General features: G+C 58.7%; 24 protein-coding genes. 20 read left to right on the top strand and 4 right to left on the bottom strand.

Annotated elements, in window-relative coordinates; translation table 11 throughout:
• The first annotated feature begins 149 nt into the window (after positions 1–149).
• Entirely contained in the window at positions 150–1,049 is a 900-nt protein-coding gene (locus ACZ48V_RS10640; protein WP_464538965.1) for a universal stress protein, read from the top strand.
• A 107-nt stretch (positions 1,050–1,156) separates the two neighbouring features.
• Complete coding sequence (locus ACZ48V_RS10635; protein WP_464538963.1) at positions 1,157–2,086, top strand: universal stress protein; 930 nt, start codon at positions 1,157–1,159, stop codon at positions 2,084–2,086.
• 39 nt (positions 2,087–2,125) lie between these two features.
• On the opposite strand, the gene ACZ48V_RS10630 is transcribed toward ACZ48V_RS10635, so the two are convergent.
• Positions 2,126–2,746, bottom strand: a complete 621-nt coding sequence (locus ACZ48V_RS10630; RefSeq protein WP_464538961.1) for a hypothetical protein — start codon at positions 2,744–2,746, stop codon at positions 2,126–2,128.
• Positions 2,747–3,206: 460 nt separating this feature from the next.
• Here ACZ48V_RS10630 and hemA point away from each other — a divergent pair, with 460 nt between their 5' ends.
• From hemA to ACZ48V_RS10615, 3 genes are all read left to right on the top strand, one after another.
• A complete protein-coding gene (gene hemA, locus ACZ48V_RS10625; RefSeq protein ID WP_464538959.1) occupies positions 3,207–4,667 on the top strand; it encodes a glutamyl-tRNA reductase in 1,461 nt (486 codons plus the stop codon).
• 141 nt (positions 4,668–4,808) lie between these two features.
• Positions 4,809–5,753, top strand: a complete 945-nt coding sequence (gene hemC, locus ACZ48V_RS10620; RefSeq protein ID WP_464538957.1) for a hydroxymethylbilane synthase — start codon at positions 4,809–4,811, stop codon at positions 5,751–5,753.
• Positions 5,754–5,793: 40 nt separating this feature from the next.
• The gene (locus ACZ48V_RS10615; protein ID WP_464538955.1) at positions 5,794–6,540 is read left to right on the top strand and encodes a uroporphyrinogen-III synthase; all 747 of its coding nucleotides are present in this window, start codon (positions 5,794–5,796) and stop codon (positions 6,538–6,540) included.
• Between the two features lie 151 nt (positions 6,541–6,691).
• Here the strand turns inward: ACZ48V_RS10615 and thiE are convergent, their stop codons facing one another.
• The gene (gene thiE, locus ACZ48V_RS10610; RefSeq protein WP_464538953.1) at positions 6,692–7,351 is read right to left on the bottom strand and encodes a thiamine phosphate synthase; all 660 of its coding nucleotides are present in this window, start codon (positions 7,349–7,351) and stop codon (positions 6,692–6,694) included.
• Between the two features lie 108 nt (positions 7,352–7,459).
• On the opposite strand from thiE, the gene ACZ48V_RS10605 reads away from it, so the two are divergent.
• The 4 genes from ACZ48V_RS10605 to ACZ48V_RS10590 all read left to right on the top strand — a co-directional run bounded on the left by ACZ48V_RS10605 (position 7,460) and on the right by ACZ48V_RS10590 (position 13,098).
• Positions 7,460–8,812 carry a glycerate kinase type-2 family protein gene (locus ACZ48V_RS10605; RefSeq protein ID WP_464538951.1) on the top strand — a complete coding sequence of 451 codons (1,353 nt, stop codon included), beginning with the start codon at positions 7,460–7,462 and terminating at the stop codon, positions 8,810–8,812.
• Positions 8,813–9,109: 297 nt separating this feature from the next.
• Positions 9,110–9,580, top strand: coding sequence for a nuclear transport factor 2 family protein (locus tag ACZ48V_RS10600; RefSeq protein ID WP_464538949.1), 471 nt, complete (start codon positions 9,110–9,112; stop codon positions 9,578–9,580).
• Between the two features lie 134 nt (positions 9,581–9,714).
• On the top strand, positions 9,715–11,664 hold the full coding sequence (locus ACZ48V_RS10595) for a PAS domain-containing sensor histidine kinase (protein WP_464538947.1): 1,950 nt from the start codon (positions 9,715–9,717) through the stop codon (positions 11,662–11,664).
• A gap of 183 nt (positions 11,665–11,847) precedes the next feature.
• On the top strand, positions 11,848–13,098 hold the full coding sequence (locus ACZ48V_RS10590) for a PAS domain-containing protein (RefSeq protein WP_464538945.1): 1,251 nt from the start codon (positions 11,848–11,850) through the stop codon (positions 13,096–13,098).
• A 25-nt stretch (positions 13,099–13,123) separates the two neighbouring features.
• Here the strand turns inward: ACZ48V_RS10590 and ACZ48V_RS10585 are convergent, their stop codons facing one another.
• On the bottom strand, positions 13,124–14,407 hold the full coding sequence (locus ACZ48V_RS10585) for a SpoIID/LytB domain-containing protein (RefSeq protein WP_464538943.1): 1,284 nt from the start codon (positions 14,405–14,407) through the stop codon (positions 13,124–13,126).
• A 233-nt stretch (positions 14,408–14,640) separates the two neighbouring features.
• On the opposite strand from ACZ48V_RS10585, the gene ACZ48V_RS10580 reads away from it, so the two are divergent.
• From ACZ48V_RS10580 to ACZ48V_RS10530, 11 genes are all read left to right on the top strand, one after another.
• Entirely contained in the window at positions 14,641–15,468 is an 828-nt protein-coding gene (locus tag ACZ48V_RS10580; RefSeq protein WP_464538941.1) for a TatD family hydrolase, read from the top strand.
• 58 nt (positions 15,469–15,526) lie between these two features.
• The gene (locus ACZ48V_RS10575) at positions 15,527–16,591 is read left to right on the top strand and encodes a saccharopine dehydrogenase family protein (protein ID WP_464538939.1); all 1,065 of its coding nucleotides are present in this window, start codon (positions 15,527–15,529) and stop codon (positions 16,589–16,591) included.
• Between the two features lie 393 nt (positions 16,592–16,984).
• Positions 16,985–17,605: a superoxide dismutase gene (locus tag ACZ48V_RS10570; protein WP_464538937.1), complete on the top strand. Its 621-nt coding sequence runs from the start codon at positions 16,985–16,987 to the stop codon at positions 17,603–17,605.
• A 421-nt stretch (positions 17,606–18,026) separates the two neighbouring features.
• The gene (locus tag ACZ48V_RS10565; protein ID WP_464538935.1) at positions 18,027–18,320 is read left to right on the top strand and encodes a cation:proton antiporter; all 294 of its coding nucleotides are present in this window, start codon (positions 18,027–18,029) and stop codon (positions 18,318–18,320) included.
• Positions 18,321–18,382: 62 nt separating this feature from the next.
• Positions 18,383–18,817 (top strand): monovalent cation/H(+) antiporter subunit G, encoded by a 435-nt coding sequence (gene mnhG, locus ACZ48V_RS10560; protein ID WP_464538933.1) that lies wholly within the window; start codon positions 18,383–18,385, stop codon positions 18,815–18,817.
• A 53-nt stretch (positions 18,818–18,870) separates the two neighbouring features.
• Positions 18,871–21,345: a putative monovalent cation/H+ antiporter subunit A gene (locus ACZ48V_RS10555; protein ID WP_464538931.1), complete on the top strand. Its 2,475-nt coding sequence runs from the start codon at positions 18,871–18,873 to the stop codon at positions 21,343–21,345.
• A gap of 88 nt (positions 21,346–21,433) precedes the next feature.
• On the top strand, positions 21,434–21,913 hold the full coding sequence (locus tag ACZ48V_RS10550; RefSeq protein WP_464538929.1) for a Na+/H+ antiporter subunit B: 480 nt from the start codon (positions 21,434–21,436) through the stop codon (positions 21,911–21,913).
• A 74-nt stretch (positions 21,914–21,987) separates the two neighbouring features.
• Positions 21,988–22,359 (top strand): NADH-quinone oxidoreductase subunit K, encoded by a 372-nt coding sequence (locus ACZ48V_RS10545; protein WP_464538927.1) that lies wholly within the window; start codon positions 21,988–21,990, stop codon positions 22,357–22,359.
• Between the two features lie 51 nt (positions 22,360–22,410).
• Positions 22,411–24,000 (top strand): Na+/H+ antiporter subunit D, encoded by a 1,590-nt coding sequence (locus tag ACZ48V_RS10540; RefSeq protein ID WP_464538925.1) that lies wholly within the window; start codon positions 22,411–22,413, stop codon positions 23,998–24,000.
• Positions 23,969–24,451, top strand: coding sequence for a Na+/H+ antiporter subunit E (locus ACZ48V_RS10535; protein ID WP_464538923.1), 483 nt, complete (start codon positions 23,969–23,971; stop codon positions 24,449–24,451). The genes ACZ48V_RS10540 and ACZ48V_RS10535 overlap by 32 nt, the downstream gene beginning before the upstream one ends.
• Positions 24,448–25,062 (top strand): 4'-phosphopantetheinyl transferase family protein, encoded by a 615-nt coding sequence (locus ACZ48V_RS10530; RefSeq protein WP_464538921.1) that lies wholly within the window; start codon positions 24,448–24,450, stop codon positions 25,060–25,062. Before ACZ48V_RS10535 ends, ACZ48V_RS10530 begins: the two co-directional genes overlap by 4 nt.
• Positions 25,063–25,218: 156 nt before the next feature.
• Here the strand turns inward: ACZ48V_RS10530 and ACZ48V_RS10525 are convergent, their stop codons facing one another.
• Complete coding sequence (locus ACZ48V_RS10525; protein WP_464538919.1) at positions 25,219–26,493, bottom strand: amidohydrolase family protein; 1,275 nt, start codon at positions 26,491–26,493, stop codon at positions 25,219–25,221.
• Between the last annotated feature and the right edge of the window lie 107 nt (positions 26,494–26,600).

Here is a 26,600-nt window from a genome sequence, read left to right as displayed (position 1 = left end):
TTTGTGGGAGATTCCTCTACAGAAAAGGTAGTCTGTGCACTGACAAGGCGTGTAGGAAGTTCGCAGCCGGTGCAAGACGCGCATTGTATCTATCATGGAGGTGCGTACTCGGGTCATCGGTTTCTTTTTCATATACCGCTTATACTCATATGCTTGCCATAGATCGTATTCTTTACCCTACAGATCTCTCAGAAGGGGCCAAGCGCGCGTTCCCGTACGCAGCGTCTATGGCGTACTTGCATGGCGCCGACCTCCACCTTCTCAATGTGGCGGGGCGTCATCTGTATAACTTCGAAGACCTGCGCAAAGAGTTTCCCATTGAACCGGACGCATTAGGCCAGTGGCTGCGCGAGGCGGGAATAGACCAGTTTTCGGTGGAGGATCTGACCCTCGTGCAGACCCAGAAGGAAGGGGCCGTTCCCGGAAAACATATCCTTTCATATGCTGAAGAGCATAAGACAGACCTGGTCGTGATGGGAACGCACGGACGCCGTGGCGTAGACCGCATGCTTCTCGGAAGCGTGACTGAAGAGGTCGTCCGCCAGGCGTCCTGTCCAGTGCTCACCGTTCGGAAGGCGCTTACGACATCGCCTTCGAAGACCATTCGCCGCGTTTTGGTGCCGATTGACTTCTCGGAGGCGTCGGAGCGTGCGCTCCAGCATGCTTACGAACTGGCCATGACGTACGGTGCCGAGATTGTGGTGCTCCATGCGATTGAGGAAGTGGTGTTGCCTATGGCCTACGGCGTGGCCCCGAAGCAAGTTGATGCCGAAGCCGTACGGCCCGATGTCGAAAGTGCGCTCGCAGAGCTGCTCAAAAAGCATGTGGGTATTGAACATGCGCGTGCTGAGGTACGCGTCGGATATCCGCCACAGCAGATTTTGGAAGCGATCGAAGAAGAATCGGCTGACCTGGTTGTGATGGGTACCCACGGTCGGCAGGGGCTAAACCGACTGCTTATGGGAAGCGTGGCGGAGCGTATCGTACGCCATGCTGCGTGTCCGGTGCTAACCCTTCAGCAAGAAAGCCGGTCGCTGCTTCCCACCTGACGGTTTGCATGTAGTTGGCAACGCTCGGCCTCAGAACAAAAGGAAGGCCGAGCGGCTTGCCTGCATCCAGTCTTTCATTGAGTTATACATATATCTCCACTGCTCTTATGACGTTAAATAACATTCTTGTAGCCACCGATTTTTCAGACACATCGCAAAACGCGTTTAAGCAAGCTCTTCTCTTCGCGGAGCGGTTTGGGGCAACGCTTCATGTGTTGCACGTTGTTGATAAGATGGATGCGACTTGGTATGGTATTGAAGATGCAAAAGCGCGTGCTACAGCTCTGCGTAAATCGATCAAGCAGCAGGCAAGTCAGATGCTGCATGAGATGATCCCCGAGAATCCTGATGTGGAGGTTAATACGCATGTCTCGATGCAGCTAAGCTTCGATGTGTCCGCTACCATTCGCGAGTACGCTGAGGAGCTTGACATGGACCTGATTGTGATCGGAGCCCGTGGGCGAACCGATCGGAGTTCGCATGCGCTTGGCCGCGTAGCCAGCGAGGTAATCGAGGAGGCGCCTTGTCCGGTGCTTACAGCGGCAGAAACGCCTCCGTGGGTGACGGGGCAGGAGGCGCTTGACGAGATTGTTGCGCCGGTCGACTTTTCGGCACACTCGCATCAAGCGTATCTGTATGCACGCCACATAGCGGCGGCGTTCGATGCGGTGCTCCACTTGGTTTTTGTTGCCGAGTCGCGCACTGTGCCTGTGTTTAGCGACACGGGCCTTCCAGGTCTTAAGCAGATGGATATGCCGAAAGAGATCGTCGAAAACAGCCGTGCGGCCCTGCAGCATATGATCGACCATGCCGATGGTCCATCGGTACAGCACGAGATTCACATCGAGAAAGGACAGCCGGCAGCGGTTGTGCTTGACTTTATCGAACGAAAAGGAATAGACCTTGCAGTAATTGCTACACGCGGCCAATCTGCACTGAAGCGTCTCTTGCTGGGAAGCACAACGCGCCGCCTTCTGCGGATGGCTTCATGCCCTGTCATGACCTTGCGGGCCACGTCCACAGACGACGACGCATAACGCATTGTGTGGGCATTGCGTGCCCAGGTGCATGGGGTATCAGCGCGGCACCTTTGTTTCCTCACTGTCGGCATCGTAGGGCCACGAAAGCGGGTCGGATTCGTAGTCCTCGACCTCTTTGCGGAGCGAATCGATACCCGAAAAGCGGTCTTCGTCCGCCGTTTCACCCTCAGAAGCCTCCGAAAGCGGTGTGGGGAGCTTTTCTTCAGGGACAAAGGGTTTCGCGTCTTGTGGGCTGGGTTTGCTGGCAGGCGTTTTGCTGATAGCACGAGCAACGATCATGAGCGGCCCGGCAATAGCAGCGGCAATGAAAGCGGCAATGCCGGTATTGGCCCAATCGGCGTTGCCAGCAACCATAATCTGCAGGAGGCTAACAATGAAGAGCAAGGTTGAGACAGCAAAGAAAACCCCCAACCCCCAGACAGCGGGGCTTGCAGGTTGAACCGTGGTCGGCTGCATTGACATTGCCTCTCTGTGAGCAGTGCGTGCCCGCGACTGCGCGTACAGGTACAGGGGGGCCCAGATAAGAAGCATGCCGATGCCGCTTCCGAGACCAATCGCCCAGAATGTGATGCGCTCCAGGTCCACAAACATGCCAACAAGCGCTCCGAACGTGAGGAGTCCTAAAACGAGTCCGATAACGTTAAGAAAGCGAATCATGGGGGACATTCATAATATAAGGGGGGAATAGAGCAGCAGGTAACGCCCTCAGGGGCTGGGCTGCAAGCGATGCATGGGGTGATGTCCTTTACCGTTCGAAGTCAGGAAAAGGATTAGGAGACACATCGCGTGCCCTTACAGTACAGTACACAACCGGTCGTGTCGTGCGCCAATGAGACCGAGGGGTACGACGATAGGACGCAAGTGCTATCATCCATTGGCGCACTCATGGGCTCCATAACAACACATGCAAGGGTAGATATGGATGAGTCTGCATGCATGCGGGCGCGCTCATTGAGGTAGTTTACGTGAGACGTGAAGAGATCTGCGGCAAATGAATGCCACTGGGCGCCACCCCGACCCGTTCATTTTTTATTCACCCCTGGTTATTGAACCAGTGTATTTGCAATACCGTTGTAACATTTGTCATATCCCAGCGCTCATCGAGCCCCTTTGCTGCATGACGTTTTATGCATTCGGTGTCAACCATACCTCGTCGTCTGTAGATGTCACGGAGGCGTTTAGCGCGTCGACCGAGGCCCAAGCGCGCATGTACGAGCACTTCGATCTGAGCGAAGATGCTGAGATCGTGCTTGTTTCCACATGCAACCGTACCGAAGTATACCTTTACGGACGCTTTGCTGATTGCATGCACGTACAGCATGTTCTTGCTCAGCATGCCGGCTTTTCTTCGTGGCCTTCAGGCGATGCCTTCATGCTGCAAGACGAAGCGGCTATTCGGCACATCCTGCACGTTACCAGCGGGCTGGATTCGGTCGTCGTTGGCGACGGACAAATTCTCTCGCAGGTGAAAGAGGCCTACCAGCATGCGATCGACCACAACAGTGTGCATTCGCTGATGCACCGCCTCATGCACACGGCCTTTCGGGCAGCGAAGCGTGTGGTACACGAAACAAGCCTTTCCAACGGCTCCGCGTCGATCTCCACAGCAGCTGTTTCAATGGCTGAGGAGTTCTTTGCGCAGTACGGATTTAGTGACCTGAGCGAGCAAGATGTGCTTGTGCTCGGTGCGGGTAAGATGGGCGCGCTCGCTCTTCATGCCCTGACCAACTACGCACCGACCTCGGTGACGCTTTCAAACCGAACTGGATCGGCTGCTCATGAGCTGGCAGCGCAGCACCATGGCGTCGATGTCGTTGCGTGGGAGGCGCGCAATGAGGCGCTCCAAAATGCCGACATCGTTGTCGTCACCACCGGAGCTCCCGAGCCTGTCCTGACCCCTGCCAACGCCCCTGAACGTCCCTACAAACCGCTGCCCGCATTCGTGATAGATGTTGCAGTGCCGCGCAACGTTTCTCCTGCGCTCAACGACAACGCGGACTACGTGGTGCGCGACATGGATGCCATCGAGGACTGGACCTCTAACGTTCAGGCGCAGCGGCGCTCTGAAATACCACGTGCTGAAGCGATCTGCGAGGAGCTGCTCAGCGACTTTGTGACGTGGGTCTTTCATCAGCAGGCGCTGCAGCCTGCGATCCAGGCTATTCGTAACACTTTTGAGGGCATCCGTTCGAAAGAAGTGGAGCGCCATGCGCATCGCATTGAGGGCATGGACCGCGACGAGATTGATCGTCTCACGCAGTCGATTATGCAGAAGCTGCTCGCCGTGCCCATCGTACGGCTCAAAAACGTGGACCCCGATAGCATCAACTTTGTGCACGGCATCCGTCTGTTGCATGCGCTCTTTACGCGGGCCGATCGCAAAGAAGAATCGGAGATGCTGCCGGAACGCAGTGATACAAGCACACCCTCACTTTCCGATACTCCTCGACACGGGGCAACCGAGCGCCACGCAGAACGAGATTCTGCCGAATCCGAAGCGCAGTGCCCGTATGAAGATGTTATGTCAGATTCCGCCGATCATATCAGTGCCCTGCTGCGCGCTCCGCATCCCTCTTAAAATTGACTGCGGCGAATGGGGGATGCGTCCATGGCGCAAAATGAAGGCAACCTGCGCGCCTGCAGTGAAGAACATGGGCGGGCACGATGGATAAACGCTTCTGGTCGATTCGTACCTTCTTACTGCTGTCCTCATTCCTATATGTCTCGTTCCGAAATGGTCATCGGTACGCGTGGAAGCACACTCGCGCTCTGGCAGACCCGCCGCATGCAACGTCGCCTAAAGCGGCACGGCCACGAAAGTACGCTGCAGCGTATCTCTACACGGGGCGACCGCATCCAGGACGTACCCATTTCGGAGATTGGCGATGAATCGGTCTTTACCAAAGAGCTCGATCGCGCCCTGCTTGATGGGCGCATCGACTGTGCGGTGCACTCGCTCAAAGATCTTCCATCGCGTCTGCCCGAGGGCATTGTCCTTGCTGCGGTTGGGCGTCGCGCATCGCCCTTCGATGCGTTTGTGGGGCACCCCGATACGACGGAGGGACTGCACGACCTGCCGCAGGGGGCGACGGTGGCTACGGCGTCGCTCCGGCGCCGTGCGCAACTGCTGGCGTGGCGCGACGATCTGAACATTGTTTCGGTACGGGGTAACGTCGACTCGCGTCTCGAAACACTCGCGGAAAGCGACTGGCACGGTATGGTACTCGCCGTAGCCGGACTCAAGCGTCTGGACCGTGAGGATGTGATCCGGACTGTTATTCCGTCGGACGTGATGGTGCCGGCTGTGGGGCAGGGGGCACTGGCTATCACCTGCCGTACCGAAGACAGCGCTCTGCGCACGCTGCTACGGGGCGCCGTGCACGACCTCGACACCGCTGCTGCAATCACGGCAGAGCGAGGATTCATGAAGCGCATCGAAGGCGGATGTCAGGTGCCTACAGGGGCGTGGGCGCGTCTCAACAGCGAAGGGACGCTCGTGATCGACGGGTGCGTAGCAGCGCTCGACGGGAGCGCGTCGTTTCGTGCGCAGAAAACGGCATCGGTCGAGCAGGCGGCTATGGCAGGTGCCGAACTGGCTGAGGAGCTGTTGGATGCGGGAGGAGCTAAGGTGCTCGCTCGCATCCGAAATGCAGCGTCCGCATAAGCAACTATTCCAAACGAGGAATTAGACTGCCGTCAGGGCCATGTCCGATCAACCGCTCGCCGTTTTGCTTCGCCAGGCACGCCGGGGTGCCGATGGCAATGATCCGTACGAGCACGCGCTGCGCAGAGCAGCGTATACCGCGACATGCCAGCCGGTGCTCGCGTTCGACCTGCAGGATCCGCGTGCCCTGCGCGTGCTACTGCAGCGCCCTACCCGCTACGATGCGCTCATATGTACCAGTCCACGGGCGGGACATGCGCTGCAAGAGATACTGCGTCCCGACCATGAACTGTACGCGTCGTGGACTGCGAAGCCCACTTACGTGACGGGCCCCCGCACGGCCGCAGTGATCGATGCATGGGGCGGGCAGCCCGTCGGGCAGGAGGCCGGCAATGCAACAGCGTTGGCTCGGCGCATCATCGCAGATACGACTGCAGATACCCCAACGTCACTTCTTTTCCTGTCCGGTAACCGTCGTCGTGATACCTTGCCGCAGGCGCTCACCGAAGCGGGCTGCCCGTTCGACGAAGTCGAAGTATATCGCACCCGCATCCGCACCGATCTTTCGCTGCCCGATCCGCCTGCAACCCTCGTCTTTTTCAGTCCGTCGGGGGTAGAAGCCGTAGAGCGCTCCGGATATGACCTGAGCGCATACCCCTGTGTGGCTATCGGAACCACCACCGCGGCAGCGCTTCGCGAGGGCGGCGCTCCCGACGTAGCCGTTGCCCCGACTCCGACGCCAGAGGGCGTACGGGCTGCACTGCGAGAAATGGAGAAGCCGGTTTAGGGAATGGGCGAGTGGGCGCAGCAAAGATCGACGTTGTGTTCGCGCAGCCGTTTACGCATTCACACCCCCGCGCCCCGACCGAGGATAGCGGCGGTGAGGTAACAGAGACCGCACGAATGCGGGGCCGTCGGCATTGTGTGCTATGATCTGGCTACTGCGTAGCAGACGTTGCTTCCTCAAGTGCGAGGCGAAACATGCGCGCGGCCCGGCGCGGATTCTCTGCCGTGGCCACAGCTGAAAGCACAGCCACGCCATGCGCGCCGGCTGCGATTACGTCGTGCACCCGGTGCCGGGTGATGCCGCCAATGGCAATGACCGGGCAGTTCACGGCGCTGCAGCAGGCCTGCAGGCGCTTCAAGCCCTGCGTAGCACCCGCATCTGCCTTAGACTGCGTTGGGTAGATGGGCCCGAACCCGATGTACGTGGCGCCATCGGCTTCGGCCGCCTGGGCCTGGGCAATCGTCGACGCCGAAGCGCCCAAGACAGGCTCCGGCCCCAACACACGGCGCGCAACAGCAACCGGGATGTCCTCCTGACCTACGTGGAGTCCCCGCGCGCCAACACCCAGCGCTACGTCGAGCCGGTCGTTCACGACCAGGGGCACCCCTGCATCGGCGCAGACCTCCTGCACGCGCTGTGCCGCAATGAGTTGGTTGCGCACCACGCCATGCTTCTGACGAAACTGAATGGTGTCTGCACCTCCGGCAATGGCACGTTCGGCGAGTGCGGTATGGTCAAACCGCTGCTGGAGGCGAAAGTCGGTGATAACATGCAGGCGACCAACAGCGGGGGCGGGGAGCGAATTTGGCATGGCGAGCGGTATTAGAGCAAGGATTTGGGGACAACATGCGCACGTCTGCATACACAGCACACCCGCGTTAGTTGACCTGTTCTCTTCAAAACCACTCAGGTGCTCGTCATGCCCTACTCGCAGCTTCTGTCCGACGCACGAGAGGCCATCGAAGCCGGGGTGGAGGCCGTGCATCCCGACCGTCTTATGAACGGCCTCCTCGCGAGCGATCTCCTCGATGGCGACAGGGGGGGCGCGATCCGCGAGGCAAAGCAGATATACGTCGCAACCATCGGAAAGGCCGCGGCGCCGTGGGCGCGTCAGTGGGCCAATCAAATTTCGGCGGATGCAGGGTGTGTCGTCGCGCCGAAGGGCTACAGCACAGCCTCGAAGCATACGCTCCCGCAGTCATGGCAGCAGGTGGATGCGGGGCATCCGCATCCCACCGAAGACAGTGCGCGCGCCGGACGCCTTCTTCTCGACATGGCGGCGAGATGCGGACGCGGCGATCTGCTCATCGTAGGGCTGTCGGGCGGCGGATCGGCATGCACAGCGTTGCCGCCAGCGGGCATCTCGATGGAGGCAGTGCGCATGCTCAATGAACAGCTGTTGCAGAGCGGGCTCCCCATCGACGCTGTGAATGCGGTGCGCAAGCATGTGCTGCAAGTTGGGGGCGGGCGGCTGGCAGCGGCTGCGTACCCGGCAGACGTGCGGTGCTACGTCATCTCTGACGTTCCTGACGACGACCTGTCTACCATTGCAAGCGGCCCGACGGTAGGCGATCCTACGACCTATGCCGACGCGATTCACGCGCTTCGCGAAGCGCATCTGTGGAGCGATATTCCTGACGCGGTGCGCACGTATCTGGTAGAAGGGAAGGGCGGTACGCATCCTGAAACCGTACCGCCCGGCGATAAACGCCTATCGCGCGCCCAGACAGCCGTTATCGCCAGCAACGATGACGCACGTGCAGCCGCAGTCACATATCTGAGAAAGCGTGGATATACGGCTACAGACGTCAATGAGCGCATAGAGGGCGAGGCGAGCGAGGTGGGGGTCCGGCACGCTCGGCATCTCACAGAAAGCCGCGGGCCGCGTGCATTCGTATGGGGCGGAGAGCCCACCGTGCATGTGACAGGCACCGGCGTAGGCGGACGCAGTCAGGAAGCTGCACTTGCTGCGGTGCCCATATTGAGAGCATCCAACGTTCCTGCCGTGCTTTTCTGTGCAGGCACCGACGGCATCGACGGCCCGACCGATGCTGCCGGGGCATGGGCAACCCCCGAAACGCTTGAAAAAGCACAGGCGCACGGTTTTGCCCCGGAGGTGTATCTGGCCAACAACGACAGCTACACCTTCTTCAAGCGGATTGGCGGGCTCTATCAACCCGGTCCAACAGAGACCAATGTAATGGATCTGCATGTGGGGCTGGTTGGCGAAGCGCAGATGGGTCGAGCCGCACAAGTAGAGCAGCATAACTAAGTGGTGCTGCATTTGTCTTATTTCTTTTGTACCATTGACAGTACATTCACAACATGTATAGTGGTGCAAATGCCACCTTGCGCTCCTTGACCAGTCTACCGTTGCAGAGCAAATAATAGTGGCCACTCCGCAAGAACGTATTCTGCTTTTGAGATGAAGTGATCTCCCAAGCGCTGCGGGACACCATTGAGTCAGAGAACTAACTCTTCCTGTGCTGCATTTGGCCTTCATTAACTGCACAGGGCTGGTTTTAAGACAGCATAATAGATCATCCTATATCGACAAATCTTAGCAGCAATGCCCCGAACGGTCTTTATTGTGCTCTTAAGCGCTCTTTTTATTGGTGGATACGGGCCTGCTGCTCTGGCACAGGAAGCCCCTGAATCCGACACTGAGTCTGTTCAGGCCGCAGAAGACGAGATGCGCCAGGCAATTCTTGGGCAGGACACCGATGCACTGGAGCGGCTTTGGACAGAGCGTTTCATGGTCAACGCGCCGCGCAACGTGGTCGTACCTAACCGCGAAGCCGTTTTGGAGGTCTTCAGGTCTGGGGTGGCGGCCTACGAATCGTATGAGCAGGCGATTGAAACCATTGAGGTGAGCGAAGGTGTAGCGGTCGTCATGGGGCGCGAAACGGTCGTCCCGATAGGCGAAGCTCCCCACGCAGGGGGGATGGTGCATCGCCGCTACACGCATGTGTGGAGAGAGGACGACGGAGCGTGGCGGCTCGTAGCTCGCCACGCACATATCACGGAAATCAGCGACTAAATGGAAACGGAACTCTGAGCCCTTGGTAGATCACAGCTTAACTCGTGTATGTATACAGTGCAATGAACACAATAAGCTCAGCACGCTACTCGGGAAGCGCGAACAGCAGCAGGGTCGTAAACGAGGTCACAGGCGTGGCAGACCCGTTTCTCATCGTAGGAGGGATTAGCCTGCTTGTTGTCCTGGCGATAGGACTCGCGCTCTGGTGGCGCTACCGGGCATCTGCTTCGAAGGAGGCCCTCCCCGATGAAGAAGCATCTACAGATACGCCGGAAGAGTCCTCCTTTCACGACGCATGGATCGACCATCTGGCCGTTGGTATCGTGGTGGTCGACAGCACCTACCAGGTCGAGCAGGTCAACGCACGCGCTCGGGTGCTTTTGTGCGACGACGCCCTATTGGAGGGGGCAGTGCTTCCGCATGCACTGGTGCAGCGCATGCTGCGCGAAGAAGGCGCGCCGCTATCGTTTCGGTGGCACAACGACAGGGGAAAAGCACTAAGCGTTCAGGTAGAAACGCTGCGACGGAGCGATGGGCTGCATCGCGTCATTACACTGCTCGATAACACCCGGGTGCTTCGTACCGAAGCGACCCTCCGCGACACCGACCGCCTGCTCCGTGCAATTCTACGGACCAGCGTGGCCGCTGTAGCGGTCGTTAACGCACACGGTACGATCACATATGCGAATGAACAGGCCGAGTCTATCTTGGGACTCAAAAACGGTACAGATGGCACATGGACCTACGAGCAGATCGGGTGGACGCTAACGCCTGTTGACGATGACATGGCGACCCGGCGTCCGCTTCATGATGTACTGCATACGCACAAAACAGTGCGCGACATGCGCTGCGCCGTAACCTGGCCTGACGGCACACGCAAGTATATCTCGCTCAACGCCGCTCCGCTCCCGCACGACGAGCGTCCCTCGCAGGTCGTGTTCTCCGTGCAAGAGATAACGGGTCGCTATCAGGCAGAGCAGCAGCTTCGAAAAGAGCAACACTTCGCAGAAGCTGCCATAAATAGCCTGCCGGGGCTCTTCTTTATGGTGGATGCGAATGGACGGTACCAGCGGTGGAACGAGACGCTTAAATCCGTGGCTGGATACACCGAAGATGAACTCCACGACCACACGCTCGACGAACTCGTTGCCGAAGAAGATCGGCCGCGCATGCGAGAGGCGATTCGTACGCTGTTTGGCGAAAATGTCGGGTTTCGGATAGAAGCCCAGCTGGTAACGCATTGCGGGGCGCGCGTCCCATACGTATTTACAGGAGCCCGTTTCACCATCAACGAAACATCGTACGCTGTAGGTGTTGCACTCGACATCACAGTACAGCGCAAGCGTGAACAAGCGCTTCAAGAGGCACGCCGTCAGGCGGAAGATGCGCGTGCAAACGCCGAACAGATGAATGCGCTGAAAACCTCGTTCCTGGCCAACATGAGCCATGAGGTACGCACGCCGCTAACAGCCATGATCGGATATGCCAACATTCTGGTTGAGGAGGAGAACCCGCCAGAGCGATTTGCAAGCCACATCGTAACCGGTGGGAAGCGGCTACTCAATACCCTCGACGACATCCTTCTTTTCTCGCAGCTGGAGGCGGGAACGTACATGCTTTCGCCAGCACCCGTCGACATAGAAGCACACATCAAAGAAGCGGTGCGCAGCGCAGCGCCGCAGGCAGGGGTTGTGATTGACGGGCCCGATAACGCAAAACATGTCAGCCTGGATCGCGGAGCGGTTGCCTGCATTGCGCGGCATCTGATACAGAACGCAGCAGCATTCACAGACCGCGAGGGGCAGATTACGGTAAGCGTCGGTCACGAATCCGGGAAAAGCAGACTCACCGTGCGCGACACGGGGGCGGGCATGCCCGCCTCGTATATCCCGCGTGCCACGCAGCCGTTTACGCAGGCTTCTACCGGGATGGCACGCGTTCACGAAGGGAGCGGACTGGGACTTGCAATCGTGCACAAGATGGCTCAGCTCATGCAGGGAAGCGTGTCGATCGAGTCTGCCGAAGGAGAGGGCACTACCGTAACGGTATGGATGCGCCATTTGGATGCGACATATCGCAACTGAGAACCTGTTTTGTTTTGCAGCCCAGCAGAGCCGCTCGCAGCCCGAATTAAGAAATCAAAACGGGTTCCGAAGGCGGTAACGTCACCAGATTGGTGCACACGCAGAGGGGCACTGCCGAACTGCACATGAGGCTGCTCATAAACACAATCAAACGCATCTTCTTCCTGAAGACCTGCTATCGCTTTGGTATATCTGATCGCGCAGTGGACATTTCTCGGAGGCGCGGGGCTCTACAGTGCTTTGCCTGTGCTCGCGTCGATTCTATTTGCAGCAGTTGCGCTTGCAGCGGTCGGGAGACATGAGCAGATGCGGGCCAGCACCGCCACCTCCTCAAGCCGCACTGACCTGCCGGCAGAACTCCTGGATCAGGTAGACGGGGGCGTGCTCGTCATAGATAGCACATACCGCATCGAACACTGCAACCGGCAAGCTCAGGACTTCTTTCCCCAGCGATCAATCAAAGAAGGGGCCGTGCTCCCACGGCTTTTCGTCAACCAATTGCCCGAGCGCGGAAAAACGACTGTACTCGAATGGCCTGCGGAATCTTCTGCAGCGACTCAGGTCCACGTGAAGGCCGTGCGCGGTGCAGCAGGACTCATGCGCGTCATCACCCTGCGCGACGTGACCGATGAGGTACGCACGCGTTTTGAGCTTGAGCAGACAGACCACCTGCTCCGAGCGATTCTCGACACAGATGTGGCGGCTATCGCGGTCGTCAACGACCAGGGACAGGTTACATATGCCAACGCACGAGCCGAAACAATTCTGGGGCTGCAGCGCACAGACGTGTCAGGTGCCGCGAGAGAGGAGGCACACGGGGCTTGGCAGTACGAGCAGCTGGGGTGGTCGATCGAGCCGGTCGACGACGACCCGGTAACGCGCACGCCGCTTCGTCACGTGCTGGACACGCGTGCGTCAATCCGGGACATGCGCTGCATGGTTACCTGGCCCAGTGGAGAGCGCCGGTACCTGAGCCTGAACGCGGCCTTTCTCGACACAGGCACGTCCGATGAGGAACGTGTTGTGTTTGCGATGCAGGATATCACCGCGCGCTACCGGGTGCGCCAGCAGCTACTGAAGCAACTGCGCGCGCATGAGGCCACACGCGATGCGATGCCTGCCTTGCTCTACATGTCTAACCGCTCCGGTGGTAAGCGCTACTGGAATGAAACGCTCGTTCGACGTACAGGCTACTCCGAAGACGACATGCAGGGGCGCACGCTTGCGCAGCTCGTACATCGCGAAGACCGAGCTCGCGTTCGGGCGGCGGTGAATCAGGTCTTTGCGGGAGAAGACACATTTGGATTGGCTGTGCGCCTGCAGGCCAAAGACGGGACGTTGTATCCGTGCATGATAAACGGTACCGTTCGTATCATAGACGGTACCGAGCATCTGATTGCTGTTGGACTCGACGTGTCGGCGCAGGGGGAGTAGCCTGGGCGTGGCATCATCCTGGAGCTCACCACCCAATGCGGGTCGGCGACTCACGCCGGGCGGATTCGGTCGCCGCGGGCGGAGGGGCAGAGGCTTCAGACTCGTCGAGCGCCAGCGTGGGCGGGGGCTGCTGCACGTCGTCGATGCGGGTAAGTGTAGCGCCCTGGTAGTAGAACGAAAGAATGTCTTGATAGGAACGCCCCGCCCGGGCCATCCCGTGAGCGCCCCACTGGCTCATGCCGACCCCATGCCCGTATCCGCGCCCGTTGAAAACGTACGAGTTGCCGCTACGCCGCGCATCAAACCAGGTGCTCCGCAGCACCTCGCGCCCTATAGCCTGGTTTACAGCAAGCCGAAACGCGTTGGCCTGCACCGCCTCGCGCGAACCATTCGGACGCAGTAGCTCAAGCGTCAGGAGGCGTCCGTCGTGGGCGGTGTCGCCAAGAAAGAACCCCCGCACTGCCCCACCAAAACGACGCTCCAGTCCACGTAGCACGGTGGCGCGGTTGGCTGTAGACTGCCACGTATGATGCGGAGACACCGAGTCGTATGGGTCGCTGCGGCCGCGCAGGTAGGGCAAGTCGTCGCTGGCATCCCAGACGTCCTCGTTGTTTGCGGTATGCCCGCCGCTGCTCGAAAAGTAAACTGCTTCAATGAGATGCCCGTTGTACGTGAGCACCTCGCCCCGTGTGGCTTCTGCAGCAGCGCGCGAAGCATCAGTGATGGTTGAGAGGCCCCGATACACCTGCGAGAGCGTGTGGTCAACGTGGGTGTAGGTGCCGTCGAACTTGTCGCTTCCGCGCAGGGCATAGGTTCGGGCAACGACGGCCATGGCTTTGGTGCCCTCCCTGTCATCAAGGCCATACTCGCTCGCGACCACGCTGGCGACGTACGACTCCAGCGGTACCGCATTGACCAGCTCAACCGTATTGCCATCGGGGCGCACTTCGAAGACGCCCCGGTACGAGCGCTCTACGCCGCCGCTTCGAAAGCGGGTGGCAGCCTGATGCGGCGCGTGCAGGTAGAGCGCTGCAGCCGAGATGCGGTCGGAGCCATGCTCGATGTGCACGTCGCCCCGGCGTACGGAAAGCGTGGCAACCGTACCCGGCTCAATGTGAAACAGCGGAGACCGATCGGGATGCGTGTGCACGGGAACCCGGCGTGAGGTTACGAGCTCCACCCGGTCGAGCGACTGATCGGCCAGGACCCGCACCCGGACATCCTGCGCGGTTGCAATGTTCGCATCCAGCAGCACCAGCACCCCTACTATGCCGAATAGAGCGATGCTCCACGCGCGAGGAGCACGCAAAGGGGCGCGTACGCTGCGAATCCACAACCAAGAAGAAGCCAGAGTCACAGAACTATACAATGTTCGGGAAATGGACCGGTGAATGGAGCAACCTCGGAATCTACAGTATATAAAAGGCCACGCGAAGTTGCAGCTTTTCCGCAAACATCTGAAAGAATGGAGAAGTAGCAAAGCACCGCGCTTGGAAATACGTTTGCCCTTGTTTGTCTTTTTCATAGCGATATAGCCGCACTATGCTTGTGGATACGCACGCTCATCTTTACCTGGACCGCTTCGATGACGACCGCGAGGCGGTGCTGGACCGGGCGCGTGAGGCAGGCGTGGGAACGATCGTGTTGCCGGCCATCGATACGCCTTCGATTGAGCAGGCCGTTGCGCTGGCCGAGGCGCACGCCGACATCTTTGCGATGACCGGACTCCACCCTTCATCTACAGAAGACGCGACCGAGGCCGATATGGCAACGGTGGCTGACTGGTGCAACCACGAGCAGGTGGTGGCGATCGGCGAGAGCGGACTTGACTACTACTGGGATCGTTCGTTCGATGATCGGCAGAAGCACTTCTTTCGGGCGCACATCCGCCTGGCGATTGAAACCGGACTGCCGCTGGTTATCCACAATCGTGAGGCGACCGACGACGTGCTGGCTATTCTGGCTGAGGAGCGTGCCGGGCATCCCGATGGCGACCGCCTGCATGGTATCTTGCATTGCTTCGTAGACGATGCCGACACGGCGCAGCGCGCCTGGGAGTTGGGGTTCTACGTGGGCATCGGAGGCATCGTAACGTTCAAAAATAGCGACCACGACGCGATGCTGCGCGCCACGCCGCTTGAGCACATTGTGCTGGAGACCGACGCCCCGTATCTGGCACCGCAGGCCGAGCGGGGGCACCGCAACGAGCCCGCGTTCGTGAAGCACGTAGCGGAATACCTTGCAGCGGTGACCGACCACTCAATCGAAACGATCGTCGAAACGACAACGGCCAATGCGCAGTCTGTCTACGGCCTGCCTGCTCCTGCGGGATTGAATGAGGCATCTGCCGCTGAAACGGATCGCCCGTAGATACTGGGCCGTTAGGTGCTGTCCCTAATCTCTCTAATAGCAGTCTCCGCAATCTATTATGGCAACCTGGCTCATCTATGGCGCATACGGCTACACGGGCAGGCTCATCGGACGCGAGGCGCTGAAGCGCGACGTCGACTTTGCCATTGCCGGGCGGGATGCGGAGCGCATCGCCGGCCTGGAAGCGAAGTGGCAGGTGCCGGGGCATGTCGTTTCGCTCGACGACCACGACGCGCTCGCAAACGTGCTTCGTACGGTAGATGGCATAATGCATTGTGCAGGTCCGTTCGAGGATACGGCTTTCCCGATGGTAGAGGCCTGTCTCGAAGCCGGCACGCACTATCTGGACATCACCGGGGAGTGGCGCGTGTTTGAGGCGCTGCGGGCTCGCCACGAGGCGGCACAGGAGGCGGGCGTCGTGCTGCTGCCCGGCACCGGATTCGACGTGGTGCCGACCGACTGCGTAGCCGCCACCCTCGCCGAGGCCTACCCAGACGCTACGGCTCTTTCGCTTGGATTCGTAGGGCTCGGTTCGATTTCGCGAGGCACCGCGCTTACAGCACTGCGTGGATGGGGAGAAGGAAGCCTGATGCGCCGAAACGGGAGCCTGGTGCGCATCCCCCCGGGTACACACACGCGCCAGGTAGACATTGCCGGGCGCCCTCGTACGCTTACCGCCATTCCGTGGGGCGACATCAGCACCGCCTACCATTCTACCGGCATCCCGACCATCAGCGTGTACACGTACGTGCCGCCCGTTATGCGCCAGCTTATGTACTGGTCCGCCTATCTGCCCGCGTGGGCACGCAACAGCGTTCGCCCACTCATTGAGGCGCTCCTGAAGCAGATGCTCGACGGCCCCGATGCAGAAACGCGCCGAGAGGGGGCCTCGTGGGTATGGGGAGAAGTGCAGGGCCCCGACGGCACCCGGCATACTGCTCGCTGGAAAGGACCAGAAGGGTACACGCTCACCGCACGTACAGCTGTAGAGTGCATGACCCGCATGTCGAAGACGCCTCCGTCGCCGGGGTACCACACGCCGTCTACAGCGTTTGGCGCCGACCTGGTCGCCGCAGTGCACCAGAGCACCGACGTAGAGCTACACGACGCCGCGGACGCATGACGCCGCGGATGCATAATAGTTTGATAGTCGGCCAAGGCCCCGTACGGTTTGACGCGTCCGTTGCCGGATGCCTTCTCGATGCTATCAGCACACACATCGGCACACACATCGGCACACACGTGGGCTCGGATATGGGAATAGACGGCAGGCAGGTGTGGGCGACTCCTTACATACAGTTGTAATGGCCACGCAACGTAGAAAACAAACCTCCAGAGGCATCGTTCGGGCATCGGATCCGACACCGGTTCCTCCATGCCGGCTGTACTGGCTGCAGCTTCCTACGCGATTTTTGCTCGATAGAGAAGAGCGTTCCGTTGTAGATTAGTAGGGATATCACGAGCCAAAGCGGCGTGCATGGTTCACCCACATTACACATCAACCCCAACACAACTTATGGCTTTTTCTCTTCCGGATCTACCGTACGACTACGACGCGCTGGAGCCTGCAATTGACGAGCAGACGATGCGCATCCACCACGGCAAGCATCATCAGGGCTACACCAACAAGCTCAACGCTGCCCTCGAAGGACACGACGACCTGAGCGACCACTCGATTGAAGCACTGCTGCATGGCATTGACAACCTGCCTGCAGACATCCAGACTGCTGTACGCAACAACGGTGGCGGTTTCGCCAACCACAGCCTGTTCTGGAGCATTCTCTCACCAGAAGGAGGCGGTGAGCCCACCGGCGCCCTTGCAAGCGCAATCGACGACCAGTTCGGGTCGTTCGATGCATTCAAGAAAGCATTTAAGAACGCCGCGACCGGACAGTTTGGCAGCGGATGGGGCTGGCTTGTGGCACAGCCCGACGGAAGCCTTGAAGTGTACTCAACGCCGAATCAGGACAGTCCATACATGGAAGGCGACACGCCCATTCTTGGCGTCGACGTGTGGGAGCACGCGTATTACCTGAACTACCAGAACGAGCGCGGTACTTACGTTGATCGGTTCTTCGACATCATTGACTGGGATGCCGTCAATGAGCGTTATGAGGATGCAGTCGACGGCGAGTAACCGACGATTCGCAACCAGCAATGCGTGATGCGCAATCACCCACGCGTAACGTGCTGGTTCTACCCAGACAGACGTAGAAAGAAGGGGGATGGGTAGCACCTTGTCCCTCCTTTTACATCACATTTGTGTGGTGAATGTTAAAGGAGAGGCGGAAATCTTCCGCCTCTCCCTTTTTCGTTGAGTTGCGCGTGAAGCCGCGGCTTAAAGCGCTTTTTGTGCGACTCTCATTGGAATATTTCTGCGCTGTAGCGTACCATACGTGCGGTTTAACATGCAATAACCGTTGTGTTGTGGTAATAAGCAGAGCCCCAAGTCTACCCGTTAGTGAGTTGCTTGGCGCCGTTGGCCTACGTCGCGCTGAGCATCATCATTGGTGGCACCTGGTAATGCCCCTGGAGCAAAAAAAGAAGCAAGAAAAGTAATGGATGCGTTTGTCGACGGAGCCATCTACATATCGATGGCAATTCTGAGTCTTTCGGTGTTGCTTGCGTTCTACCGCGTTGTTCGTGGCCCGTCGCTTCCTGACCGGATCGTGGGGCTCGACCTGGTTGCATACATCGCCATTGCCATTATGCTGGTGTATGCCATCGCTGAGAATAAGCCTCTCTTCCTTGAGGTCTCGCTTGTTCTTGCGCTCATTGCGTTTCTGGGTACCGTAGCCTTTTCACGATACCTCGAGTTCGTAAGCAGCACCTCCGACACGACCTCATCGTGACGCGCGGTACTCCACGCTTGCTTTCTATCCTGTACTCTTCTTGCCGATAGTCTTTACGCTCTATGAACGCGATCATTGATCTGCTTTTGATAGTATTCCTGCTGGCAGGCACAGGCTTTGTGTTCATTGCGGCACTTGGTGTCGTTCGCCTTCCCGACGTCCCGATGCGTATGCACGCCTCCACCAAAGCGGGAACCCTCGGCGTCATGCTGATTGCCGTTGCCGTGTTTTTAACATATCCGACACTGAGCATCTTCGCACGGGCAACAGCTCTGGTGCTGTTTATGTTACTCACAGCTCCTGTGGCTGCTCACATGATGGGGCGTGCATCATACGCTTCTGGCGAACGGATGGGCGTAACGCTCTGGGAAGGTACAGTGATCGATCAATTCAAGGAAGACCGCAAAGCCGAGGGGGGCCCCATGCCTCAGGTAGCAGCGGTACGCCCACAGAACGCCGACCGCAATGAGGCGGGTAATCCCTCGCCCTCCTCGTAGTGTGCCGCAACGTGTGTCCGTAGTAGGTCGTTTTCTTTGACTGAGAGTGCTTCATGGGTATCTTAGCTATTGTCTTTGCAGGATTTGTCTTGGCTGCCTTCACGCCGTGGGTTACGCGGTCGTTGGGCCGCCTGTCGGGGTGGATGTATGCGCTTGTGCCCACAGGCATCGTAGCGTATCTGGCGACCTACACGGCGGCAGTTCAAGATGGAGGTGCCGTCTCGGCCTCGTTTGACTGGGTTGCGGTTGAGGCGTTTACCGTCTCGCTGAGCTTCTATATTGACGGGCTCAGCCTATTCTTTGCGCTGCTGATTAGCGGCGTAGGCGCGCTCATCTACATCTATGCAGGCGCTTATCTGGAAGGCCACCATCACCTCGGACGGTTCTTCAGCTACCTTTCCATGTTCATGGCATCCATGATCGGGATGGTGCTGGCTGATAACCTGCTTACGTTCTATATCTTCTTCGAGGGCACTAGCTTCGCCTCTTTCATGCTGATTGGGTTCAACCACTACAGCAAAGAGTCGCGGCGTTCGGCATGGCAGGCCCTGCTTGTTACCAAAGCCGGGGGACTCGCGCTGCTCGTCGGGTTTGTGCTGATGTACATGGTGACGGGCACCTATCAGATCTCTGAAATTATCCAGCAGGGTGCGCTCATTCAGCAGAGCGAGTTCTACGTTGCTATCGTAATTCTGGTGCTGGCCGGGGCCTTCACGAAGTCGGCGCAGTTTCCGTTTTACTTCTGGCTGCCCAACGCCATGAAAGCACCTACGCCGGTAAGTGCATACCTGCACTCGGCAACCATGGTGAAAGCGGGGATCTACGTGATGGCCCGCCTGCATCCGGCGCTCTCTGGCACCGACTTCTGGGTAATCGTCGTGACAAGCTTCGGGGCGCTCACCATGCTGCTTAGCGCCTGGCTGGCGCTGCAGTACACCGATATGAAAGGGGTGCTGGCCTACACCACGGTGATGGCGCTGGGGCTGCTTACGATGCTTCTTGGCATCGGCTCTGAGATTGCGCTGAAAGCGTGTATGCTGTTTGTGCTCGTGCATGCGCTCTACAAGGCTACGCTCTTTATGATTACAGGGGCTGTAGACCATGGCATCCATGTGCGCGACATTACGAAGCTGAGCGGACTCCGCCACAAGATGCCGATTACAGCTGCAGCAGCTGGACTGGCCGCGCTCTCCATGGCAGGTATCCCGCCGTTCTTTGGGTTCATTGGCAAGGAGATCGTTTACGAAGCGGCTTTGAATGGAGGCGTTGCAGAAACAGCTATTGCGGGCGTATCCGTTCTTGCAAACATTGCGCTCGTTGCGGGAGCCGGGCTCCTGGCCCTAAAACCATTCTGGGGCAGCCCAAGTGAGGCCGCCGAACATGCCCACCAGGCGTCGGTCGGGCTGTGGTTTGGCCCCGTCGTACTGGCTGCGTTCTGCGTGCTGCTCGGACTCTTTCCCGGATGGTTTGGCGATCCGTTCCTCGGGCCGGCTGTCGGAGCCGTAATGGGAGAGCCTACATCGCTCTATCTGGTGCTCTGGCACGGATTCACTATTGAACTGCTTTTGAGTGCGATCACGGTAGCTTCGGGGGTGGCGCTCTACTTTGCTACTCCGGCGATGCGCAATCACGCCATCGGGCGTGGTTTTGAGCGCGCCTTTGGCTCAGGCCTCGACCGCGGGTACGACCGCGTCATTGATGGTATTCTCGGCCTTGCCAAGTGGCAGACGCGCATCCTGCAGAATGGGGTGTTGCGCTACTACATTGCCACCATACTCGGCTTTATGGTGCTGCTCGTAGGAGGTACGTTCCTACGCCAGGAGCTTGGCGGATTCGTCATCGATTTCTCAGGACTGCAGATTTACGATGGGGCCATTGCGCTTCTCATTGTGAGTGGGGCCATCTCGATCATCTTCTTGCGATCACGCCTTGCAGCCGTAGTTTCGCTTGGCATATCGGGTATCGGTCTCGCACTGGTGTATCTTACGTTCGGAGCGCCCGACTTGGCGATGACGCAGTTTCTGGTCGAAACGCTCACCGTTATCCTGTTTGCGCTGGTGCTCATTGAGCTTCCTAATTTGAAAGAGTCGGTCAGTAGCGCCGGGCGCATACGCGATGCACTCATCGCGGTGGGCGTAGGAGCGGTGATTACCGGACTTATGCTGGTTGCGCTGCAATACCCGTTTGACAGCAGCATGGCTAATTTCTACGCTGCCAATACGTACACGGAGGCCGAAGGCCGCAACATTGTGAACACAATTCTGGTGGACTTCCGTGCCATCGATACGCTCGGGGAGATTGTCGTTCTTATGATCGCTGGATTCGGCATCTATACGCTTCTGTCGTACCAGAGCGCAGATTCTGAAGACGAAGGGGATTCCAAGGGACCAGAAGGAAAGGTCGATCAGCCGCGCAGAGAAACGCTGGCTGATGCACCTGCTTCGGCCGATCAGCCTGCCGCTGCCTCGGCACCAGGCGATTCAAACGGGGCCGACATCGCTGAATCGGTCGACAAGCCTGATACGTAAGCGCCCAGCCTTGTTACATCGCCCCACGCTGCTACTGCGTAGCCTCAGACGGCTCCCTGCTCGCTGCTAACGCGACATTTATCTGACTATGATTCGTTCTCTGATCCTTCAAACATCGGTCAAGCTCCTCACGCCACTGATGGTGCTCTTCTCGGTCTTTCTGCTCCTACGCGGGCACGATGAATCGGGCGGGGGGTTCATCGGGGGGCTCGTTGCGGCCGGGGCCTTTGCGCTCTACGCAGCAGCGTACGGCTCGGCGCTGTCGCGCAAAACGCTTCGTGTGAGTCCACTCGAACTGATGAGCGTTGGCGTTGGCCTGGCCCTGCTTAGCGGACTGCTCCCGCTCCTCTTTGGGGAGCCTATCCTTACCGGACTGTGGGCATACTTCACGCTCGGGGGCGAAGACATGAAGATTGGGTCGGTCTTGCTCTTCGACATCGGGGTCTACCTGCTGGTTGTTGGTATGGTGCTCACTGTGATTTACGAACTTGATCTGTTTGGCCTCGGGCTCTTTCCTCGGGAAGAGGGGGGGCAGGTGCCAGAAGAATACCAAGATGTCTTGCGATAAGGCTATCCACAAAAGTAGCCCGTCTCGTTGTGCGCTGATATATTTTTACTGTTGTTTAACCGCCTGACTCTACTATGGAAACGCTAATGGCTTTTGTTGTCGGTACGCTGTTCGCCATCAGCGTGTACCTGATCTTGCGACGTAACCTGGTGCGCCTCATTCTCGGCATTGTATTGCTTTCCAATGCGGTAAACCTGCTGCTCTTTACCATGGGGCGCATGACGCGTGCCGACGCGGCGTTCATTGAAGTTGGGGCTACCGTCCCCCCTGAAACCATTGCAAACCCGCTGTCGCAAGCGCTTATCCTGACGGCTATCGTGATCGGGTTTGGGCTCCTCGCCTTCACACTCGTGCTGGTATACCGTACGAACCGCGACCTGAACTCTGTTGACTCTGATGTGCTGCGCGAAGAGGAGGTTGACCCCGACGTGTACGGCACCGCGTAACCCGCCCCGATGCCTCCTGCTGTTGTATTTCTGCTTTAACGTTTCTTGCTCATGACTACCCACCTGTTGCTTGCCCTGCCCATTGTCGTTCCCCTGGCGGCTGCGGTTATCGCGCTGCTGCTACGGCGTGCGCCAGCCGTGCAGCCGTGGGTGAACCTGGTCAGCATGATCAGCATGGCCGGGCTCTCTATTGCACTGCTCGTTCGGGTGTCAAGCGTAGGCATTCAGGCAACGACCTTCGGCGGCTGGCCGATGCCCTTCGGCATCACGCTGGTGGCGGACCACCTGAGCGTGATTATGCTGCTTATATCCTCGATTATGGGGGTGGTGCTTGCTATCTATGCGATGGGTGACATGGACCCTGGACGGGTCAAGTTTGGGTTCTATCCGTTTATGAACCTGCTCATGGTCGGTATTGCTGGCGCATTTCTGACGGGCGATCTGTTCAACCTCTACGTGTGGTTTGAGGTGCTGCTCATCGCATCCTTCGTGCTGATGGCCCTTGGCAACACCCGCGCACAGCTCACCGCAAACATCAAGTACGTGAGCATCAACCTGGTGTCGTCGCTTATCTTTCTGGCAGGCATCGGGTTTATCTATGGCCTTACCGGCTCGCTCAACATGGCAGAGATTGCTACCATTCTTGCCGATATGGAGGGGGCCTCAGGCGTTATCACAACAGTCTCGATGCTCTTCCTGATTGCTTTTGGGATTAAAGCAGCTATCTTCCCGCTGTTCTACTGGCTGCCGGCATCGTATCACACGCCACCGCCCACGATCATGGCGCTCTTTGCCGGACTCCTTACTAAGGTGGGGGTCTACGCTATGATTCGGGTTTTTACGCTGCTGTTTAACGTGCAAGATGGCTATACCCAGACTATCCTGCTCTGGATTGCTGGCCTCACTATGGTCACCGGCGTGCTCGGGGCCGCGGCGCAGACTGACTTCCGACGCATCCTCTCTTTCCATATCGTGAGTCAGATCGGGTACATGATTATGGGGCTGGCGCTCTTTACGCCACTCGCGCTCATTGGCTCAATCTATTACGTTGTCCATAACATTCTCGCGAAGTCAAATCTCTTCCTTATCAGCGGCGTAACGCGCCATCTGCAAGGCACTTTTACGCTCAAAAAGCTGAAAGGACTCTACGCGCACTATCCCGGCCTCTCCATTCTGTTTCTGCTCTCCGCTTTTGCTCTGGCGGGCTTTCCGCCGCTATCAGGCTTCTGGGGAAAACTCATTCTGGGTATTGCCGGCCTGCAGGCTCAGGAGTACATTATCGTTGGTGTAGCCTTCGCGGTGGGTATCATGACGATGTTCTCCATGACTAAGATATGGATGTACTCTTTCCTGCCAGGCGGAGGCGCCGACGACGATCAGCCGGCCGATCGGCCCGATACTGTACCGCCGCTGGCGGGCAACGTACGCCTGCTGTACGTCCCCATTGCTCTCGTAGCCGTGCTCATCGTAGGCATCAGCCTCTTTATCGGGCCGGTGTATGAGGTGGGCAACCAGGCTGCTACCGAACTCATGAACGCTGACCTTTACATTGATGCCGTCTTAGGCCATGAAGACTCTATTGCTCAACCTGCTCCTGGCGCTGATCTGGATGGCAGTGCAGGGAGCGTTCACGCTCGGTAATTTTGCGTTCGGGTTTGTGCTCGGATACGTCGTTTTACGTGTCATGCAGCCGCTCCTGGGCGATGCCGCATACGACGACCGCCTACGCCATCAGGTGTTCTTGGTCGGGTTTTTCCTAAAGGAGCTGGTGCGTTCCAGCATACGCGTGGCGTATGAGGTGCTTACGCCCGGGTACCATATGCGGGCAGGGATCCTCGCCATTCCGCTCGACGTGCGTTCCGACTTGGGCATCACCCTGTTTGCAAACCTGATCTCGCTCACGCCGGGCACTCTTAGCATTGATGTATCTGAAGACGGCAAAACGCTTTACATCCATGCCATGTACATCGACAAGAGCGTGGAAGAAGAGGTGGCTGCTCTCAAGACCAGCCTGGAACGCCGTATCATGAACGCGCTCGGCAAAGCCGATCGGGCCGAACTACTCTCCGCCAAACATCACGCCTCGTCGTGAAACGCTCCGCGGTATACACGCGCTGGTGTGCGCTCTCCGACGGGCAGCCCGCCCTCTTGAGTCCAAACGAACGAGCCCGGCTCCGTTCTTTTGGGGATGCGAACCGGCGGCGCAGCTTCGTGGCGGGACGAACGGCCTTGAAACGTCTGGTAGCACAGCATCGAGGCGTGGCACCCGGTGACGCACACATCCACGTGGCGCCGGATGACAGTCTCTTGCTCGATGGGCCCCTCTATGGCTCGCTCGCTCACTCCGGCAACTGGGCGCTGGCTGTGCTGTCTCTAATGCCCATCGGGGTTGACCTGGAGCGCATCCAGCCGCGCGACCCCGACGTGGCGCGCTTTCTCTTTGCCCCCGCCGACCGCGACACGCTCCATACGCTTCCCGGCTCGTTCGACGAGCAGCTCATCCTGGCGTGGACACTCAAAGAAGCCGTGCTAAAGGCACGCCGTAGCGGATTCCGGTGCTCGCCGAAGTCCATTCAGCTTGCAGTGGATGCGCGCACCGGAACCGCTCGCGCTGTCGTAACACGCAGCGAGCCGCATGACCACTGGCACCTCACGTTTGGCCGACGCCAGGGCTACTGGTGGGCCTGGGCGGTGCCCGAGTAGCACATGTGCTACCCTACCAACACGGCACCAACACGGCATCTCGCAGAGGCACAACCGCACAGAGGGGCACTACCGCACGCTGTGTATACAGCGAACAAGCACCCCTGCGCGACCGTCCGCCTGACCCGCGCAGGGGCTCTTGCTAAGCGTTAGGCGTTATTTGTCAAGACCGGGCGAGCGCTCGATAAACTCGTCGTAGAGTTCGGTGTGGCGAGACTGTAACGGTACGTTGTATCCATTGATGTGAAGCCGGGTGACCTGCGTGGCCGGTTCAAACGGATCGCCGTCGGCGACGAAGAGTGTAGCTTGTTTCCCCACCTCCAGTGAGCCGACCCGGTCGTTGATGCCAAAAACCTGTGCGGGGACGATGGTGATGGCCTCCAGTGCGGCATCAGAACCCATTCCGTATGCAGCAGCAAAACCCGCGTGGAATGGCAGATTGCGGACGTTGCTGTCCTCGCCCGTGCGGAGCGCAACCTGAACGCCCGCCTCGTGCATGAGGCCGGCGTTTGCGTACGGCTTGTCATAGCGATCAGACTGCCGGGAGGGAAGCGCAATGACGGGTCCGGTAAGCACGGGCACTCCCGCTTCCGCGATCGTATCAGCTACACGCCACCCTTCCGATGCCCCGCTAAGCACAATCTGATCTGTAATGCCCCGCTCTTCGGCCCATGCGAGCGCATCCAGAATGTCGGCAGCCTTGTCGGCTTTGAGCATGATGGGCTGCTCGCCGGTTACGACAGGTACGAGCGCGTCGTATGCCGGGGCATACTCGGTAAAGTGTCCGGGTTCAGCTTCGTCTTGGCGCGCCTGAATCTCGGCATAGAGCGTAGCATCGTCCCAGAGCTCGTTTAGCGACTCAAGGGCTTCCTTCGCCTCTTGCTCAATCTCCTCTTCAGCGCGCGTGTCGCCAGTGCCTCGGCGTCCGGTTGAGGGAAAGTTTAGGACCATGTACTGGACGCCCGCCACATGCATCTGCTCGGGCGTATAGCCCAAGAGGTCGATCAGCGCCGCCTGGCCGGGCCACTGCCCACCGCTTGGTTCAGTAATGACGGTCGTAACGCCGTTGAGCCGGGTAACCGGAATCGAAACCGAGTTTGGGTTGACGGCAGTAAGGGCCTGCATGTGGGGCGTCAGGTCGCCGATCTCGCTAAAGTCGCGCGTCTCAGAGAGCGAACTGACTTCAACGAGTCCGAGTCGGGTGCCGCTGTCGATAAAGCCGGGATAGACCGACTGCCCGTCTGCATTGAACCGTGCCGGGATGTCGTCGGGCACCTCAACATCAGCCCCGAGAGCCGCGATGGTGTCGGCGCGGATAACGAGCGTGCCGTTTTCGATCACGCCGTTCGTGACGGTAACGAGGCGCGCATTCGTGATGGCAATATCGGTGCGTTGGGTGGGCGTATTCTGGGCGAAGCTGTCCGTGGGCATCCACAGAACAAGGCAGAGCAGCAAGGGAACGATTCGCAGCATGGGAGAGGGTAAAGGCATAAGTAGAGTAAGGGGTGCGCAGGCGGAAAGAGGGAAGTACGATGCCG

It is taken from the genome of Longimonas haloalkaliphila (assembly GCF_055379825.1).
Note: the sequence above shows the minus strand (reverse complement) of the source record. Positions and strands in the feature narration are given on the sequence as shown.

Coding starts and splice junctions, on each gene's coding strand:
- ACZ48V_RS10640 (WP_464538965.1), top strand. CDS start 150: ATGCTTGCCATAGATCGTATTCTTTACCCTACAGATCTCTCAGAAGGG.
- ACZ48V_RS10635 (WP_464538963.1), top strand. CDS start 1,157: ATGACGTTAAATAACATTCTTGTAGCCACCGATTTTTCAGACACATCG.
- ACZ48V_RS10630 (WP_464538961.1), bottom strand. CDS start 2,746: ATGATTCGCTTTCTTAACGTTATCGGACTCGTTTTAGGACTCCTCACG.
- hemA (WP_464538959.1), top strand. CDS start 3,207: ATGACGTTTTATGCATTCGGTGTCAACCATACCTCGTCGTCTGTAGAT.
- hemC (WP_464538957.1), top strand. CDS start 4,809: ATGTCTCGTTCCGAAATGGTCATCGGTACGCGTGGAAGCACACTCGCG.
- ACZ48V_RS10615 (WP_464538955.1), top strand. CDS start 5,794: ATGTCCGATCAACCGCTCGCCGTTTTGCTTCGCCAGGCACGCCGGGGT.
- thiE (WP_464538953.1), bottom strand. CDS start 7,351: ATGCCAAATTCGCTCCCCGCCCCCGCTGTTGGTCGCCTGCATGTTATC.
- ACZ48V_RS10605 (WP_464538951.1), top strand. CDS start 7,460: ATGCCCTACTCGCAGCTTCTGTCCGACGCACGAGAGGCCATCGAAGCC.
- ACZ48V_RS10600 (WP_464538949.1), top strand. CDS start 9,110: ATGCCCCGAACGGTCTTTATTGTGCTCTTAAGCGCTCTTTTTATTGGT.
- ACZ48V_RS10580 (WP_464538941.1), top strand. CDS start 14,641: ATGCTTGTGGATACGCACGCTCATCTTTACCTGGACCGCTTCGATGAC.
- ACZ48V_RS10575 (WP_464538939.1), top strand. CDS start 15,527: ATGGCAACCTGGCTCATCTATGGCGCATACGGCTACACGGGCAGGCTC.
- ACZ48V_RS10570 (WP_464538937.1), top strand. CDS start 16,985: ATGGCTTTTTCTCTTCCGGATCTACCGTACGACTACGACGCGCTGGAG.
- ACZ48V_RS10565 (WP_464538935.1), top strand. CDS start 18,027: ATGGATGCGTTTGTCGACGGAGCCATCTACATATCGATGGCAATTCTG.
- mnhG (WP_464538933.1), top strand. CDS start 18,383: ATGAACGCGATCATTGATCTGCTTTTGATAGTATTCCTGCTGGCAGGC.
- ACZ48V_RS10555 (WP_464538931.1), top strand. CDS start 18,871: ATGGGTATCTTAGCTATTGTCTTTGCAGGATTTGTCTTGGCTGCCTTC.
- ACZ48V_RS10550 (WP_464538929.1), top strand. CDS start 21,434: ATGATTCGTTCTCTGATCCTTCAAACATCGGTCAAGCTCCTCACGCCA.
- ACZ48V_RS10545 (WP_464538927.1), top strand. CDS start 21,988: ATGGAAACGCTAATGGCTTTTGTTGTCGGTACGCTGTTCGCCATCAGC.
- ACZ48V_RS10540 (WP_464538925.1), top strand. CDS start 22,411: ATGACTACCCACCTGTTGCTTGCCCTGCCCATTGTCGTTCCCCTGGCG.
- ACZ48V_RS10535 (WP_464538923.1), top strand. CDS start 23,969: ATGGCAGTGCAGGGAGCGTTCACGCTCGGTAATTTTGCGTTCGGGTTT.
- ACZ48V_RS10525 (WP_464538919.1), bottom strand. CDS start 26,493: ATGCCCACGGACAGCTTCGCCCAGAATACGCCCACCCAACGCACCGAT.